Origin of the sequence: Marmoricola sp. OAE513 (assembly GCF_040546585.1) — a bacterium.
Classification (GTDB): domain Bacteria; phylum Actinomycetota; class Actinomycetes; order Propionibacteriales; family Nocardioidaceae; genus Marmoricola.
The window spans coordinates 687,963-702,272 of sequence record NZ_JBEPOC010000001.1 but is presented as its reverse complement, the minus strand read 5'-3'; the positions used below and the strand labels follow the sequence as shown (position 1 = coordinate 702,272).

At 68.4% G+C, this 14,310-nt stretch carries 15 protein-coding genes; 14 read left to right on the top strand and 1 reads right to left on the bottom strand.

Translation table 11 applies throughout. From position 1 onward, the window contains the following. The first annotated feature begins 1 nt into the window (after position 1). The 12 genes from ABIE44_RS03380 (at position 2) to ABIE44_RS03320 (ending at position 10,094) form a co-directional block, all read left to right on the top strand. Positions 2 to 697 carry an L-threonylcarbamoyladenylate synthase gene (locus ABIE44_RS03380; protein ID WP_354437810.1) on the top strand — a complete coding sequence of 232 codons (696 nt, stop codon included), beginning with the start codon at positions 2 to 4 and terminating at the stop codon, positions 695 to 697. Beyond that, the gene (locus ABIE44_RS03375; protein WP_209722164.1) at positions 690 to 1,808 is read left to right on the top strand and encodes a glycosyltransferase family 4 protein; all 1,119 of its coding nucleotides are present in this window, start codon (positions 690 to 692) and stop codon (positions 1,806 to 1,808) included. The genes ABIE44_RS03380 and ABIE44_RS03375 overlap by 8 nt, the downstream gene beginning before the upstream one ends. Before the next feature lie 128 nt (positions 1,809 to 1,936). Further along, entirely contained in the window at positions 1,937 to 2,368 is a 432-nt protein-coding gene (locus tag ABIE44_RS03370) for a hypothetical protein (RefSeq protein WP_209722167.1), read from the top strand. Positions 2,369 to 2,690: 322 nt separating this feature from the next. Further along, positions 2,691 to 3,497 (top strand): F0F1 ATP synthase subunit A, encoded by an 807-nt coding sequence (atpB, locus tag ABIE44_RS03360; protein WP_209722173.1) that lies wholly within the window; start codon positions 2,691 to 2,693, stop codon positions 3,495 to 3,497. 73 nt (positions 3,498 to 3,570) lie between these two features. Further along, positions 3,571 to 3,774 (top strand): ATP synthase F0 subunit C, encoded by a 204-nt coding sequence (gene atpE, locus ABIE44_RS03355; protein ID WP_209722176.1) that lies wholly within the window; start codon positions 3,571 to 3,573, stop codon positions 3,772 to 3,774. Positions 3,775 to 3,803: 29 nt separating this feature from the next. Further along, on the top strand, positions 3,804 to 4,334 hold the full coding sequence (locus ABIE44_RS03350) for a F0F1 ATP synthase subunit B (protein ID WP_209722179.1): 531 nt from the start codon (positions 3,804 to 3,806) through the stop codon (positions 4,332 to 4,334). After that, on the top strand, positions 4,334 to 5,137 hold the full coding sequence (locus ABIE44_RS03345) for a F0F1 ATP synthase subunit delta (protein WP_209722183.1): 804 nt from the start codon (positions 4,334 to 4,336) through the stop codon (positions 5,135 to 5,137). Before ABIE44_RS03350 ends, ABIE44_RS03345 begins: the two co-directional genes overlap by 1 nt. Before the next feature lie 52 nt (positions 5,138 to 5,189). Further along, a complete protein-coding gene (atpA, locus tag ABIE44_RS03340; RefSeq protein WP_209722186.1) occupies positions 5,190 to 6,830 on the top strand; it encodes a F0F1 ATP synthase subunit alpha in 1,641 nt (546 codons plus the stop codon). Between the two features lie 3 nt (positions 6,831 to 6,833). Next, entirely contained in the window at positions 6,834 to 7,745 is a 912-nt protein-coding gene (locus ABIE44_RS03335; RefSeq protein WP_209722189.1) for a F0F1 ATP synthase subunit gamma, read from the top strand. 5 nt (positions 7,746 to 7,750) lie between these two features. Further along, positions 7,751 to 9,187: a F0F1 ATP synthase subunit beta gene (atpD, locus tag ABIE44_RS03330; RefSeq protein WP_209722191.1), complete on the top strand. Its 1,437-nt coding sequence runs from the start codon at positions 7,751 to 7,753 to the stop codon at positions 9,185 to 9,187. Next, the gene (locus tag ABIE44_RS03325) at positions 9,187 to 9,582 is read left to right on the top strand and encodes a F0F1 ATP synthase subunit epsilon (RefSeq protein WP_209722193.1); all 396 of its coding nucleotides are present in this window, start codon (positions 9,187 to 9,189) and stop codon (positions 9,580 to 9,582) included. The genes atpD and ABIE44_RS03325 overlap by 1 nt, the downstream gene beginning before the upstream one ends. 56 nt (positions 9,583 to 9,638) lie before the next feature. Then, positions 9,639 to 10,094 (top strand): DUF2550 domain-containing protein, encoded by a 456-nt coding sequence (locus tag ABIE44_RS03320; protein ID WP_209722195.1) that lies wholly within the window; start codon positions 9,639 to 9,641, stop codon positions 10,092 to 10,094. 8 nt (positions 10,095 to 10,102) lie between these two features. Here ABIE44_RS03320 and ABIE44_RS03315 read toward each other — a convergent pair whose 3' ends face one another. Beyond that, on the bottom strand, positions 10,103 to 10,675 hold the full coding sequence (locus tag ABIE44_RS03315; RefSeq protein ID WP_209722197.1) for a cob(I)yrinic acid a,c-diamide adenosyltransferase: 573 nt from the start codon (positions 10,673 to 10,675) through the stop codon (positions 10,103 to 10,105). A gap of 112 nt (positions 10,676 to 10,787) precedes the next feature. Here ABIE44_RS03315 and murA point away from each other — a divergent pair, with 112 nt between their 5' ends. Both murA and ABIE44_RS03305 read left to right on the top strand, forming a co-directional pair. After that, the gene (murA, locus tag ABIE44_RS03310; RefSeq protein ID WP_354437809.1) at positions 10,788 to 12,101 is read left to right on the top strand and encodes a UDP-N-acetylglucosamine 1-carboxyvinyltransferase; all 1,314 of its coding nucleotides are present in this window, start codon (positions 10,788 to 10,790) and stop codon (positions 12,099 to 12,101) included. A 73-nt stretch (positions 12,102 to 12,174) separates the two neighbouring features. Continuing rightward, the gene (locus ABIE44_RS03305) at positions 12,175 to 14,205 is read left to right on the top strand and encodes an ethylmalonyl-CoA mutase (protein ID WP_209722200.1); all 2,031 of its coding nucleotides are present in this window, start codon (positions 12,175 to 12,177) and stop codon (positions 14,203 to 14,205) included. The last annotated feature ends 105 nt before the right edge of the window (positions 14,206 to 14,310 follow it).

Here is a 14,310-nt window from a genome sequence, read left to right as displayed (position 1 = left end):
CGTGTCCACCCGTTATGACGCCGGCGACGAAGAGATGCTCGAGGCCGGCCTTGCCGCCGCCACGACCGCGATCAGGGCCGGGGAGCTCGTCGTCCTGCCGACCGACACCGTCTACGGGATCGGCGCGGACGCGTTCGACCCGGTCGCCGTGGCGCGTCTCCTGGAAGCCAAGGGCCGGGGTCGGGAGATGCCGCCGCCGGTGCTCGTCGGGTCGCCGGCGACCCTGGACGCACTGGCGACCCAGCTGCCCGAGTGGGCGCGCGTCCTGGTCGAGCACTACTGGCCGGGACCTCTGACCATCGTCGTGCGCCAGCAGTCCTCCCTGCAGTGGGACCTCGGGGAGACCCGCGGGACCGTGGCGGTCCGGATGCCGCACGACCAGGTCGCCCTGGAGCTGCTGGCCCGTACCGGGCCGTTGGCGGTGTCCTCGGCCAACCTGACCGGCAGGCCCGCGGCGACCAACGCCGACGACGCCGCCGAGATGCTCTCCGCGCAGGTCGCGGTGATCCTCGACGGCGGCCCCACCTCGGACGACCGCCCCTCGACGATCGTCGACTGCACCGGGGACCAACCCCGGCTGCTGCGGCTCGGAGCGATCAGCGCCGAGGAGCTGCGCACGGTGCTCGCGGAGGTCGAGGTCGCGCTGGACGACCTGAGCGACGAGCCCGGAACCGGCCAGGGGAGCGCCGGTGCGTGAGTACCTCCTCGTCTTCCTGACGGCGGCGGTGGTCAGCTACCTGTTGTGCGTGGTCGCGCGCGAGCTCGCGATGCGGATGGGCGCGGTCGCGCAGGTCCGCGACCGGGACGTGCACGCGATCCCGATCCCGTACTTCGGGGGAGTCGCGATGCTCGGCGGCCTCGGTGCCGGTCTGCTGATCGCACACCACCTTCCGTTCCTCTCCAAGTCCCAGCCGCAGATCTTCCACGACGCGGGGGTGGTGCTGGTCGGCGGTGCGATCATCTGCGCGGTCGGCGTCCTGGACGACCTGATAGAGCTCGATGCCCTGACCAAGCTCGGCGGACAGATCGTCGCCGCGGGTTACCTGGTCCTCAACGACGTTCAGCTGTACTCGCTGCGGCTCCCGGGGAGCGACCAGCTCACGCTGGACTCCACCCAGGCGATGCTGTTCTCGATCGTGCTGATCGTGGGCACGGTGAACGCGATCAACTTCGTCGACGGCCTGGACGGTCTGGCCAGCGGGATGGTCTGCATCGGCGCCGTGGCGTTCTTCCTGTTCTCCTACCGGCTCGCGGACGCCAACAACGAGACCCTGGCGATCACCGCCGCCCTGCTGTGCGCGTGTCTCGCGGGCGCCTGCGCCGGGTTCCTGCCGCACAACTTCTACCCGGCGCGGATCTTCATGGGGGACTCGGGCTCGATGCTGCTCGGCCTGGTGCTGTCCGGCTCGACGTTGACCCTCACCGGCCAGTTCGCCACTGTCGACCTGAGCACCGACGGCAAGGACACCGGCACCGCGCTGGCGATCCTGCTCCCGATCCTGCTGCCGATCTCGATCCTGGTGGTGCCGTTCCTCGACCTCGTCCTGGCCGTCGTACGCCGGACCCGCCGCGGCCAGATGTTCTACCAGCCGGACAAGGAGCACCTGCACCACCGGCTCCTGGAGTTCGGGCACAGCCAGCGCAAGGCCGTGGTGATCATGTGGCTGTGGACCGGCCTGATCGGGTTCGGAGCCGTGCTGATCAGCCTCTACACCAGTCCGTACGCGCTGCTCGCGATCGCGTTCTGGGCAGCCGTCACGGCCGTCCTCACCTTCGTCGTCCCGCGCCTGCACAGCCCTGCGTCGTAGGCCCGGTACCGCCACCCGAGAGCCTTGGATCGGTCCAATTTTGTTGCCCCGGAGATTGTGCTAACTTTCACAAGCACCACCCGGAACACCGGATCCGCCGCCCTACTGACGACCACGACGAGGCCGCCATGACGACGATCGACGCACCGCAGGAGAGGACTCCGCGAGTCCTGCTGACTGCCGCGCTCTCGGTCGTGGCGAGCACCGCGGTGCTCGCACTCGTCGGGGCTCTGGCCCAGGGAAGGACCGAGAGCACCTCGGCCCTGCTCGGCGGCGGGATCGTGCTGGTCTTCTTCGGTTTCGGCGCGGTGGTCGTCGGGACCGTCGCAGACCTGATGCCGCAGGCGGCGCTGGTCATGGCGCTGCTGACCTACACCTTCCAGGTGGCCCTGGTCGGGCTGATCTTCGCGGGGCTCACGAAGGCCGACGCGTTCGCCGAGCACCTCGCCGCCGGATGGCTGGCGGCCGGGGTCATCGCCGGCACCTTCGCCTGGATGGCTGGTCAGCTGACCGCCACCCTGCGGGCTCCGATCCCAGCGTGGGAGGTGGATGCCGCGTGATCGCCCACGGCTGCTATTGTCCGGGCTGCGATGTCCCAGCCGGATCCTGCGCCAGACTCACCGAACGAAACTGCTCCGTCCACGTACCAGGGAGACCCCTGGCACGCGTACGGCTACATCGTCTCCGGTGTGTTCCTGTACGGCTTCCTGGGATGGCTCGCAGATCGGTGGTTGGGGACCTCGTTCCTGGTTGCCATCGGGATCCTGCTCGGAGCGGGACTCGGGATCTACCTGACAATCAAACGCTTCGACGCCCTGCCCGACTGGCGGGGCAAGAACCGGGCACCAGCACCAGACGTAGACGAGAAGTAGGAGCACCCAGGTGAGCTTTGCAGGGACCATCGTTGCGGCCTCCGGCGGAGGCGACGAGTTCGTCGCTCCGGGTCCCGGAAACTTCGACCTGCCTGCGGTCTTCTCGATCGGCAGCGTCGACGTCACCAAGCCGATGCTGCAGCTGGTGCTCGCGGCCGGTCTGGTCTTCGCGTTCCTGTACTTCGCCGCGCGCAAGCGCGCGATGGTGCCGGGTCGGCTCCAGTTCGCCGGCGAGGAGGCCTACTCGGCAGTCCGCAACGGGATGGGCCGGGACATCATCGGCAGCCACGACTTCAAGCCGTACATTCCGTACCTGATCACCGTCTTCTTCTTCGTGCTGACCAACAACCTGTTCAGCTCGATCCCGTTCATCCAGTTCCCGACCTTCAGCCGCGCGAGCATGGCCTACGCGCTGGCCGGCGTCAGCTGGCTGGTCTACAACTCGATCGGCGTTCGCAAGCACGGGCTGATCGGCTACCTCAAGCTGCAGTGCGTCCCGGCCGGCATCACCGGCCCGATGCTGCTCCTGCTGGTCCCGCTGGAGTTCCTCTCCAACCTGCTGATCCGCCCGGTCACCCTGGCCCTGCGACTCTTCTGCAACATGTTCGCCGGCCACCTGCTGCTGATCCTGTTCTCGACCGGCGGTCTCTACATGCTCGAGCACGGTGCGCCGTTCGTGAAGGGTGCCGGCGTCGTCGCCTGGATCCTGGCGATCGCCATCTCGTTCCTCGAGCTCCTGGTCCAGTTCCTCCAGGCCTACGTCTTCACCCTGCTGAACGCGATGTACATCCAGGGTGCGCTCGCAGACGAGCACTAGTTCCACCGCACGACCCCGTACTGCTCCACCAGATACGTACCACCAAGTGAAGTAACTCTGAAAGGAAAAGCCAATGGATGGCTCCGTGAACATGATCGGTTACGGCCTGGCTGCTATCGGCCCGGGTATCGGTATCGGTCTCATCTTCGCTGCCTACATCAGCGGCGTTGCCCGTCAGCCTGAGGCGCAGAGCCGCCTGCAGTCGATCGCGATCCTGGGCTTCGCCCTCGCCGAGGCGCTCGCCATCATCGGTATCGCCCTCGCATTCGTGCTCTGACACATCTCTACTGACGAAGGATCACGACTATGTCGTACCTGATTCCGCTTGCTGCGGAAGAGCACAGCCCGCTCATGGTCGAGTGGGTCGAGGTTGCGATCGCGCTTGTCGTCTTCGGCATCCTGTTCTTCGCCATCAAGAAGTTCGTAGTCCCGAACTTCGAGGCGACGTTCGAGGAGCGGACCACCGCCATCGAGGGTGGTCTGCAGGCTGCGGAGTCGAAGCAGGCCGAGGCGGACGCCAAGCTCGCCGAGCTGGAGAAGCAGCTCGCCGACGCGCGGCACGAAGCCGCACGCATCCGTGAGGAGGCGCGCGAGCAGGGCGCCCAGATCGTCGCCGAGCTGCGCGAGCAGGCGCAGACCGAGGCTGCTCGGATCGTCGAGCACGGCAAGACGCAGATCGAGGCGGAGCGCCAGCAGGCGGTCACCGCGCTGCGTGCCGAGGTCGGCACCCTGGCGACCACGCTGGCCGGCCGCATCGTCGGAGAGAGCCTGGACGACGACGACCGCTCCTCGCGGGTCGTCGACCGTTTCCTGGCTGAGCTCGAGGGAGCCAACTGATGGTGCTGCGAGGCGCATCGGCCGAGGCCCAGGCGGGACTGCGTGAGAAGCTCGACGCAGCCGCCGGGGCCGACCTCTCGGCTCTCGGCGAGGACCTGATCGGAGCGGCTTCGGTCCTCCGTGCCGAGCCCGGGCTGCGGCGCCTGGTCACCGACCAAGCCGTCGACGCCTCGGCAAAGGGCGGACTGGTCCGCCAGGTCTTCGACGGCAAGATCTCGGCCGGTGGCCTGGACCTCGTCGTCGACGCCGTCGGACGCCGCTGGACCACGACCCGGGACCTGGCGGACACGCTGGAGACCCTCGGCGTCGTGGCGGTCGTGAAGTCCGCCGGTGCCGACTCGGCCCGGCTGGCCGACGAGCTCTTCGCGGTCACCCAGCTGGTCAACGCCGAGTCCGAGCTCCGTGGCGCGCTCAGCGACCCGACCCGCTCGGTCGGCGACAAGGCCGCGCTGCTGGGCAGCCTGCTCGAGGGCAAGACGCTCGCGGCCACGCAGCGGCTGGCCGTCCTCGCCCTGAACGGCAGCCACCGCACGGTGGTCGTCGCGCTGGACGAGTACCAGAAGATCGCCGCAGCGGTGAAGGACGAGAGCGTCGCGAAGGTGCGGGTCGCCCGCGACCTGACGGCCTCGGACCGCGACCGGCTCCAGAAGGCACTGACTGCGCAGTACGGGCGGCCGGTGCACCTGAACGTCAGCGTCGAGCCCGACCTCGTCGGCGGCATGCGTGTCGAGATCGGTGACGACGTCATCGACGGCAGCGTGTCGAGCCGTCTCGACGACGCACGTCGCCGGCTCGCCGGCTGATCACCACCCCCACGACTTAACAACGTTGAAGCACAGAGAGTAGGGACCTGAAATGACGGAGCTTTCGATCCGTCCGGAGGAGATCCGGGACGCGCTGCAGCGCTTCGTGGCTGACTACAAGCCCGAGGCCGCGAGCAAGGAAGAGGTCGGCACCGTTGCCGAGGCCGCGGACGGCATCGCCCGCGTCACCGGCCTGCCCTCCTGCATGGCCAACGAGCTCCTCGAGTTCGAGGACGGCACGCTCGGCCTGGCACTGAACCTCGACACCCGCGAGATCGGTGTCGTCATCCTCGGTGACTTCGACAAGATCGAGGAGGGTCAGACGGTCAAGCGGACCGGCGAGATCCTCTCCGTCCCGGTCGGCGACGGTTACCTGGGCCGGGTCGTGGACCCGCTCGGCAACGCGATCGACGGCCTGGGCGACCTCGCCACCGAAGGCCGTCGTGCCCTCGAGCTCCAGGCCCCCGGCGTCATGGCCCGCAAGTCGGTCCACGAGCCGCTCGCCACCGGCATCAAGGCGATCGACGCGATGACCCCGATCGGCCGCGGCCAGCGCCAGCTGATCATCGGTGACCGCGCCACCGGCAAGACCACGGTCGCGATCGACACGATCATCAACCAGAAGCAGAACTGGGAGTCGGGCGACCCGAGCAAGCAGGTCCGCTGCATCTACGTCGCCATCGGCCAGAAGGGCTCGACCATCGCGTCGGTCCGCGCGGCCCTCGAGGAGGCCGGCGCCCTGGAGTACACCACCATCGTGGCCTCCCCGGCATCGGACTCCGCCGGCTTCAAGTACCTCGCCCCGTACACCGGCTCGGCCATCGGCCAGCACTGGATGTACGACGGCAAGCACGTCCTCATCGTCTTCGACGACCTGACCAAGCAGGCCGAGGCCTACCGCGCCGTGTCGCTGCTGCTGCGCCGCCCGCCGGGCCGCGAGGCGTACCCGGGTGACGTCTTCTACCTGCACTCCCGCCTGCTGGAGCGCTGCGCGAAGCTGTCCGACGAGCTCGGTTCGGGCTCGATGACGGGTCTGCCGATCATCGAGACGAAGGCCAACGACGTCTCGGCGTTCATCCCGACCAACGTCATCTCGATCACCGACGGTCAGATCTTCCTGCAGTCCGACCTGTTCGCGGCCAACCAGCGCCCGGCCATCGACGTCGGTATCTCCGTCTCCCGAGTCGGTGGTGCCGCGATGACCAAGGCGATGAAGGCCGTGACCGGTTCGCTCAAGGTCGACCTGGCGCAGTTCCGCGCCATGGAGGCGTTCGCCATGTTCGCCTCCGACCTCGACGCCGCATCGCGCCAGCAACTGGACCGCGGTGGCCGGCTGATGGCCCTGCTCAAGCAGCCGGCGTACTCGCCGTACCCGCTGCAGGAGATGACCGTCTCCCTGTGGATCGGTACGACGGGCCGCCTGGACAAGGTCCCGGTCGAGGACGTCCTCCGGTTCGAGAAGGAGTTCCTCGACTACCTCCGCCTCTCGCACGCGGGCATCCTGGACACGATCCGGGAGACCCAGAAGTTCGAGGACGACACCGAGAAGTCGCTCGAGGGCGCCTACGAGTCGTTCCTGAACCAGTTCGAGACCAGCGAGGGCAACTCGATCAAGCCCGGCGCGGAGGCCCACGAGGCCCTCGAGGACGGCGACGTCGAGCAGGAGCAGATCGTCAAGCAGAAGCGGGGCTGACCCATGGCCCTCTCTGTGCGCGAGTACCGCGCGCGGATCAAGTCGACCCAGTCGATGAAGAAGATCACGCGTGCGATGGAGCTCATCGCTGCGTCCCGGATCATCAAGGCGCAGCAGCGGGCACAAGCCGCTGCGCCGTACAGCCGCGAGCTCACCCGGGCGGTCTCGGCCGTGGCGACGTTCTCCAACGTCGACCACGCGCTGGTGACCGAGCCGACCGAGTCCGACCACGTCTCGGTGCTGATCGTCACCAGCGACCGCGGCCTGGCCGGTGCCTACTCCTCCGCGGTGATCAAGGAGGGCGAGCGTCTCATCGAGAAGCTCAAGGGCGAGGGCAAGGACGTCACGATCTACACCTCGGGCCGGAAGGCTGCGGCGTACTTCAAGTTCCGCAACCGTCCCGTCAAGCAGAGCTGGGCGGGCTTCTCCGACCAGCCGACGTACGACGACGCCCGCGAGATCGCGTCCACCCTGATCGAGGCCTTCATCGCGGAGCAGGAAGCCGATTCCACCGACGAGGTGCACATCGTCTACACCCGCTTCCGCTCGATGCTCGTCCAGGAGCCGGTCGCCGTGCGGCTGCTCCCGCTCGAGGTCGTCGAGGGCACCGAGGCGCCCGAGCCCGGTGACGTGCTGCCGCTCTACGAGTTCGAGCCGTCGGCGCACGACGTCCTGGACGCGCTGCTGCCGAAGTACGTGACCAGCCGGATCTTCACGGCGCTCCTGCAGGCCGCGGCCTCCGAGCTCGCTGCCCGGCAGAAGGCGATGAAGTCCGCCACGGACAACGCCGAAGAGCTCATCAAGAAGTACACCCGAATCGCCAACCAGGCCCGTCAGGCCGGCATTACCCAGGAAATCAGCGAGATCGTCGGTGGCGTCAACGCCCTCGCCGACGCCAACGCAGGGAGCGAGTGAGAGACATGACTGCCACTATCAACGAGACCGGCATCGGCCGGGTCGCCCGGGTCATCGGCCCGGTCGTCGACATCGAGTTCGCGACCGACGAGATGCCCGACATCTACAACAAGCTCGAGGTCGACATCACCCTGGGCGGCGAGACCACGACGCTGGCCCTCGAGGCGGCGCAGCACATCGGTGACGGCATGGTCCGCGCCATCTCGCTGAAGCCGACCGACGGCGTCGTCCGCGGCGCCCAGGTGCGCGACACCGGCAGCCCGATCACGGTGCCCGTCGGCAACGCGACGCTGGGCAAGGTCTTCAACGCGACCGGCGACGTGCTCAACCTCAAGGAGGGTGAGACCTTCGAGACCGACGAGCGCTGGGGCATCCACCGCAAGGCGCCCGCGTTCGACCAGCTCGAGTCGAAGACGCAGATGTTCGAGACCGGCATCAAGGTCATCGACCTGCTGGCCCCGTACGTCCAGGGTGGCAAGATCGGTCTGTTCGGTGGTGCCGGTGTCGGCAAGACCGTTCTGATCCAGGAGATGATCGCCCGCGTCGCCAAGGACCACGACGGTGTGTCCGTGTTCGCCGGCGTCGGCGAGCGCACCCGTGAGGGCAACGACCTCATCGAGGAGATGCAGGAAGCCGGGGTGTTCGACAAGGTCGCCCTCGTCTTCGGCCAGATGGACGAGCCGCCGGGCACGCGTCTTCGCGTCGCCCTGTCCGCCCTGACGATGGCGGAGTACTTCCGCGACGTGCAGGGCCAGGACGTGCTCCTGTTCATCGACAACATCTTCCGGTTCACCCAGGCCGGCTCCGAGGTCTCCACGCTGCTCGGCCGGATGCCCTCCGCGGTGGGTTACCAGCCGAACCTGGCTGACGAGATGGGAACGCTCCAGGAGCGGATCACCTCGACCCGTGGTCACTCGATCACCTCGCTGCAGGCGATCTACGTCCCCGCGGACGACTACACCGACCCGGCCCCGGCCGCGACCTTCGCGCACCTGGACGCCACCACGGAGCTCTCCCGTGAGATCGCCTCGCTGGGTATCTACCCGGCGGTCGACCCGCTGACCTCGACCTCGCGGATCCTCGACCCGCAGTACATCGGTCAGGCTCACTACGACTGCGCGATCCGCGTCAAGCAGATCCTCCAGCGCAACAAGGAGCTCCAGGACATCATCGCGATCCTCGGTGTCGACGAGCTCTCCGAGGAGGACAAGACGATCGTCCACCGCGCCCGTCGCATCCAGCGGTTCCTGTCGCAGAACACCTACGTCGCCAAGCAGTTCACCGGCATCGAGGGTTCGACCGTCTCCATCGGTGACACCATCGACGCGTTCAACAAGATCGCGGACGGCGAGTACGACCACGTCGCCGAGCAGGCGTTCTTCATGTGCGGCGGTCTCGACGACGTCGAGAAGAAGTGGGCCGAGATCCAGGCGAGCCTCTGATGGCAGCCCTCCAGGTTGAGCTCGTCTCGGCCGACCGCCTCGTGTGGTCGGGCGAGGCGAGCATGATCATCGCCCGGACCTCGGAAGGTGACGTCGGCATCCTGCCCGGTCACGCACCGATGCTCTCGGTGATGGTGGACGGCGTCATCGACGTCACCACCACCGACAACGAGACCTGGGTCGCCGCGGTCGACGCCGGCTTCCTGTCGGTCGCCGACAACCGTGTCTCGGTACTCGCGGAGCACGCCGAGATGGCTCACGACATCAACCTCGAGAAGGCTCGCGCCGACCTCGAGCGGTGCCAGAAGGCCGGCGAGAACGAGGACGACGCGCAAGCCGCCCTCGGGATCGCCTGGGCCGAGGCCCGGATTCGCGCGGTCGAGAAGGTTTCCTGAGTCTCGTACCATCTGACGACCACACGACGCACGCTCAGCACTGGGACGAGGGATAGATGCCGGTATGGCAGTGGCTGCTTGACTCAGCCGGTGTCGTGCTGCTCCTCGTCGTGGCCTACGGCCTCCTGCTGGTCGTGCGTCGTCGTCTGCTCGCCCGCAACGGCGGGACCTTCGAGCTGTCGGTCCGGGTGCGCTCCTCGCAGGCCGGCCGCGGTTGGGTGCTGGGGATCGGCCGCTATCACGACACCGACCTGGAGTGGTTCCGGATCTTCTCGCCGTCCCCGTGGCCGCGTCGCCGCTGGGCGCGCGCGGACCTGACGATCGTCGGGCAGCGCGAGCCTTCGGAGACGGAGTCGTTCGCGCTCTACAGCGGTCACCGCATCATCGAGTGCCGTACGCCGGACGGCGAGGTCGCCCTCGCGATGAGTCCGTCGGCGCTGACCGGGTTCTCCGCCTGGCTCGAGGCCGCGCCCCCGGGGACCGACTGGAACCAGCCGCCGCCGCAGCGCTGACCGCTGGGTCAGCGTTCGCCGCCGGGGACCCACAGCACGTCGCCGTTCTCGCGGTTCGCGTACCGGGCGAGGATGAACAGCAGGTCCGAGAGCCGGTTCAGGTACGTGATCGCGAGCGGGTTCATCGTCTCCGCGTGCTCGGCCCAGGCGGCCCAGGCCTCTCGCTCGGCACGCCGTACGACGGTGCGCGCGACGTGCAGCTGGGCTGCTGCCGGCGTACCCCCGTTGAGGATGAACGACCGCAGGGCGGGCAGGTCCTCGTTGTACTGGTCGCACCAGCCCTCAAGGCGGTCGATGTAGTCCTGCTCGATGCGCAGCGGCGGGTACTCGGGGTCCTCGACGACCGGGGTGCAGAAGTCCGCCCCGACGTCGAACAGGTCGTTCTGGACGTGGGTGAGCACTGCGAGGACGTCCTCGTCGAGACCACCGGTGGCCAGGGCGACGCCGAGGATCGCGTTGCTCTCGTCGACCACCGCGTAGGCCTGCAGCCGGGAATCGGTCTTGGACGTCACGCTCATGTCGCCCAGGCGGGTCTGCCCGGCGTCGCCGGTACGGGTGTAGATGCGCGTGAGGTTGACCATGCCGTCAGCCTAGCGATCCCGTTCATCGAGCTTGCCGAGATGTGGTTCGGCGGTCACTTCACGTGCGGGCGTCTCGGCAGGCTCGACGACCGAGGGGTCTAGGCTCACGTTCGTGGAGAGCTTCCAGATCACCGCGGACGGCCCGCAGGCGCGACCCCTGGAGGGGACCGTGCACGTGGGCGGTGCGAAGAACTCTGCGCTGAAGCTGATGGCCGCCTCGTTGCTGGCCCCCGGCATCAGCACGATCCACAACGTCCCGGACATCCTGGACGTGACCGTGATGGCCGAGCTGCTCCGCCGCCTCGGCTGCACCGTGGACGTCGACCACCCGCTGGACGCCGACCCGACCGCCGAGCTCACCAGCGGGATCGTCCGGATCGCCGTGCCCGAGGAGCTGGCCTGGGAGGCGCCGTACGAGCTGGTCCGCCGGCTGCGCGCCTCGATCGCCGTCCTCGGCCCGCTGGTGGCGCGGTGCCACCGGGCGAGCGTGGCGCTGCCGGGCGGCGACGCGATCGGGTCCCGCGGCGTGGACATGCACATGGCCGGCCTGCGCGAGCTCGGCGCCGAGGTCCGCGTCGAGCACGGGCAGGTCGTCGCCGAGGTGCGCGACGGGCTGAAGGGCGCCGCGCTGTGGCTGGACTTCCCCTCCGTCGGAGCCACCGAGAACCTGCTGATGGCTGCCGTCCTCGCCACGGGGTCGAGCGTCATCGACAACGCCGCGCGCGAGCCCGAGATCGTCGACCTCTGCGAGATGCTCGTCGCGATGGGTGCCCGGATCGAGGGCATCGGATCCTCCACGCTGCGGGTCGAGGGTGTCGACCGTCTGAACCCCGTCGACCACGTGACCGTCTCGGACCGGATCGTCGCCGGCACCTGGGCCTTCGCGCCCGCGATCGCCGGCGGGCGGGTGACCGTCAAGGGCGGGGTGGCAGCCCACTTGGACCTGGTCCTCGACAAGCTCCTCGACGCGGGCGCCGAGATCAGCTCCGAGGCCGACGGCTTCACCGTCAGCGTCGACAAGAGGTTGCGTTCCTTCGACGTGGTCACGCTGCCCTTCCCCGGCTTCCCGACCGATCTGCAGCCGTTCGCGATGGCGCTGGCGTCCGTCAGCGACGGCACCGCGATGATCACCGAGAACGTCTTCGAGTCGCGCTTCATGTTCGCCCAGGAGCTGGCCCGCCTCGGCGCCGACGTGCACACCGACGGCCACCACGCCGTCGTACGGGGGGTGCCGCTGCTGTCCGGTGCGCCGGTGGTGGCGCACGACATCCGAGCCGGTGCCGCGCTCGTCCTGGCCGGCCTGGCGGGCAAGGGCGTCACCACGGTCGCGGAGTCCCACCACATCGACCGGGGCTACCCGAGCTTCGCGGAGGTACTGGCGGGGCTGGGTGCGGACGTGGTCCGGCTGCCCGATTCGGTCGCCTGAGTGTGACGTATCTCCGGGTGAGACAGGCAACAAGGCGTACCCATCAGTAGCAAGAGGGACCTACCCTCCTCCTATGAGCGCTGAACTGTCATCCACGCCTGCCCAGAACCCGGTCAAGGACCGGCCCTGGGTGATGCGGACGTACGCCGGGCACAGCTCGGCGGTGGAGTCCAACAAGCTCTACCGGGGCAACCTCGCGAAGGGCCAGACCGGTCTGTCGGTCGCCTTCGACCTGCCCACGCAGACCGGGTACGACCCGGACTCCCCGCTGGCGCGCGGTGAGGTCGGCAAGGTGGGCGTCCCGATCCAGCACCTCGGCGAGATGCGGAAGCTGTTCGCGGACATCCCGCTGACCGAGATGAACACGTCGATGACCATCAACGCCACCGCGATGTGGCTGCTGGCGATGTACCAGGTCACCGCCGAGGAGCAGAACCCCGGGATGGCGCCGGAGGAGGTTGCCGCGCAGCTCGCCGGTACCACCCAGAACGACATCATCAAGGAGTACCTGAGCCGCGGGACCTACGTGTTCCCGCCGCAGGCATCCCTGCGCCTGATCAGCGACATGATCGCCTACACCGTCCACCAGATCCCGAAGTGGAACCCGATCAACATCTGCAGCTACCACCTGCAGGAGGCCGGCGCGACGCCGACCCAGGAGCTCGCCTACGCGCTCACCACGGCGATCGCGGTCCTGGACGCGGTGAAGAACGCCGGGCAGGTGGACGAGGCCGACTTCGAGAAGGTCGTCGGCCGCATCTCCTTCTTCGTCAACGCCGGTGTCCGGTTCATCGAGGAGACCTGCAAGATGCGGGCCTTCGTCCAGCTCTGGGACGAGATCACCGCCGAGCGGTACGGCGTCAAGGACCCGAAGATGCGCCGTTTCCGGTACGGCGTGCAGGTGAACTCGCTGGGTCTGACCGAGGCGCAGCCCGAGAACAACGTGCAGCGGATCGTGCTGGAGATGCTCGGTGTGACGCTGTCGAAGAACGCCCGCGCCCGTGCCGTCCAGCTTCCTGCGTGGAACGAGGCCCTCGGTCTGCCGCGTCCCTGGGACCAGCAGTGGTCGCTGCGGCTGCAGCAGGTGCTGGCGTTCGAGTCCGATCTGCTGGAGTACGAGGACATCTTCGACGGCTCGCACGTCATCGAGGCCAAGGTCGCCCAGCTCGTCGCGGACGCGAAGGCCGAGATGGACCGGGTCCAGGCGATGGGCGGTGCAGTCGCTGCGGTCGAGGCCGGCTACATGAAGTCCGAGCTCGTCTCCAGCCACGCGACTCGACGCGCGCGGATCGAGAACGGCACCGACATCGTCGTGGGCGTGAACAAGTTCGAGACCACCGCCGAGTCGCCGTTGACCGCGGACCTCGACGGCGCGATCCAGACCGCCGACCCGGCCGCCGAGGCGACCGCCATCGCCTCGCTCAACGCCTGGAAGGCCGAACGTGACCAGGCCGCTGTCGACGAGGCGCTGGCCACGCTGGCCGCGACCGCCAAGACCGACGAGAACCTGATGGCCGCCACCCTGGCCGCTGCCCGCGCGGGCGCGACCACGGGGGAGTGGGCCGGGACGCTGCGCGAGGTGTTCGGCGAGTTCCGCGCTCCCACCGGCGTCGCCGGTGCCGTCGGCGTGGCCGAGGCGGGTGCCGAGCTGACCGCCGTACGGGAGCGGGTCAAGGCGACGGGCGAGGAGCTCAACGGACGGCTGCGCCTGCTCGTCGGCAAGCCCGGCCTGGACGGCCACTCGAACGGTGCCGAGCAGGTCGCCGTCCGTGCGCGTGACGCCGGCTTCGAGGTCATCTACCAGGGCATCCGCCTGACGCCGGAGCAGATCGTCGCGGCCGCGATCGCGGAGGACGTGCACTGCATCGGTCTCTCGATCCTCTCCGGATCGCACATGGAGCTCGTCCCCGACGTCCTGGACCTGATGAAGGAGAAGGGCATCGCCGACATCCCGGTGATCGTCGGCGGGATCATCCCGGACTCCGACGGTCGCAAGCTCGTCGAGCAGGGCGTCGCGATGGTCTTCACGCCGAAGGACTTCAGCCTCACCCAGGCGATGGACGGGATCGTCACCGCGATCCGGAGCGCCAACGGTCTGGCCTGAACGACCGGTCTGGACCACAAAAGGTTCATAGCGGACGTTTCGTACCATCACGCCCTCACACGTGGCTAGCATGGCCAAGGTCGGGCCCCGTCCCGACACGTGGGT

Bases quoted from the DNA above. Each gene is read 5' to 3' on its own strand.
- ABIE44_RS03335 (WP_209722189.1), top strand. From the start codon at position 6,834: ATGGCCCTCTCTGTGCGCGAGTACCGCGCGCGGATCAAGTCGACCCAG.
- atpD (WP_209722191.1), top strand. From the start codon at position 7,751: ATGACTGCCACTATCAACGAGACCGGCATCGGCCGGGTCGCCCGGGTC.
- ABIE44_RS03350 (WP_209722179.1), top strand. From the start codon at position 3,804: ATGTCGTACCTGATTCCGCTTGCTGCGGAAGAGCACAGCCCGCTCATG.
- atpE (WP_209722176.1), top strand. From the start codon at position 3,571: ATGGATGGCTCCGTGAACATGATCGGTTACGGCCTGGCTGCTATCGGC.
- ABIE44_RS03345 (WP_209722183.1), top strand. From the start codon at position 4,334: ATGGTGCTGCGAGGCGCATCGGCCGAGGCCCAGGCGGGACTGCGTGAG.
- ABIE44_RS03370 (WP_209722167.1), top strand. From the start codon at position 1,937: ATGACGACGATCGACGCACCGCAGGAGAGGACTCCGCGAGTCCTGCTG.
- ABIE44_RS03320 (WP_209722195.1), top strand. From the start codon at position 9,639: ATGCCGGTATGGCAGTGGCTGCTTGACTCAGCCGGTGTCGTGCTGCTC.
- atpA (WP_209722186.1), top strand. From the start codon at position 5,190: ATGACGGAGCTTTCGATCCGTCCGGAGGAGATCCGGGACGCGCTGCAG.
- ABIE44_RS03305 (WP_209722200.1), top strand. From the start codon at position 12,175: ATGAGCGCTGAACTGTCATCCACGCCTGCCCAGAACCCGGTCAAGGAC.
- ABIE44_RS03325 (WP_209722193.1), top strand. From the start codon at position 9,187: ATGGCAGCCCTCCAGGTTGAGCTCGTCTCGGCCGACCGCCTCGTGTGG.
- ABIE44_RS03315 (WP_209722197.1), bottom strand. From the start codon at position 10,675: ATGGTCAACCTCACGCGCATCTACACCCGTACCGGCGACGCCGGGCAG.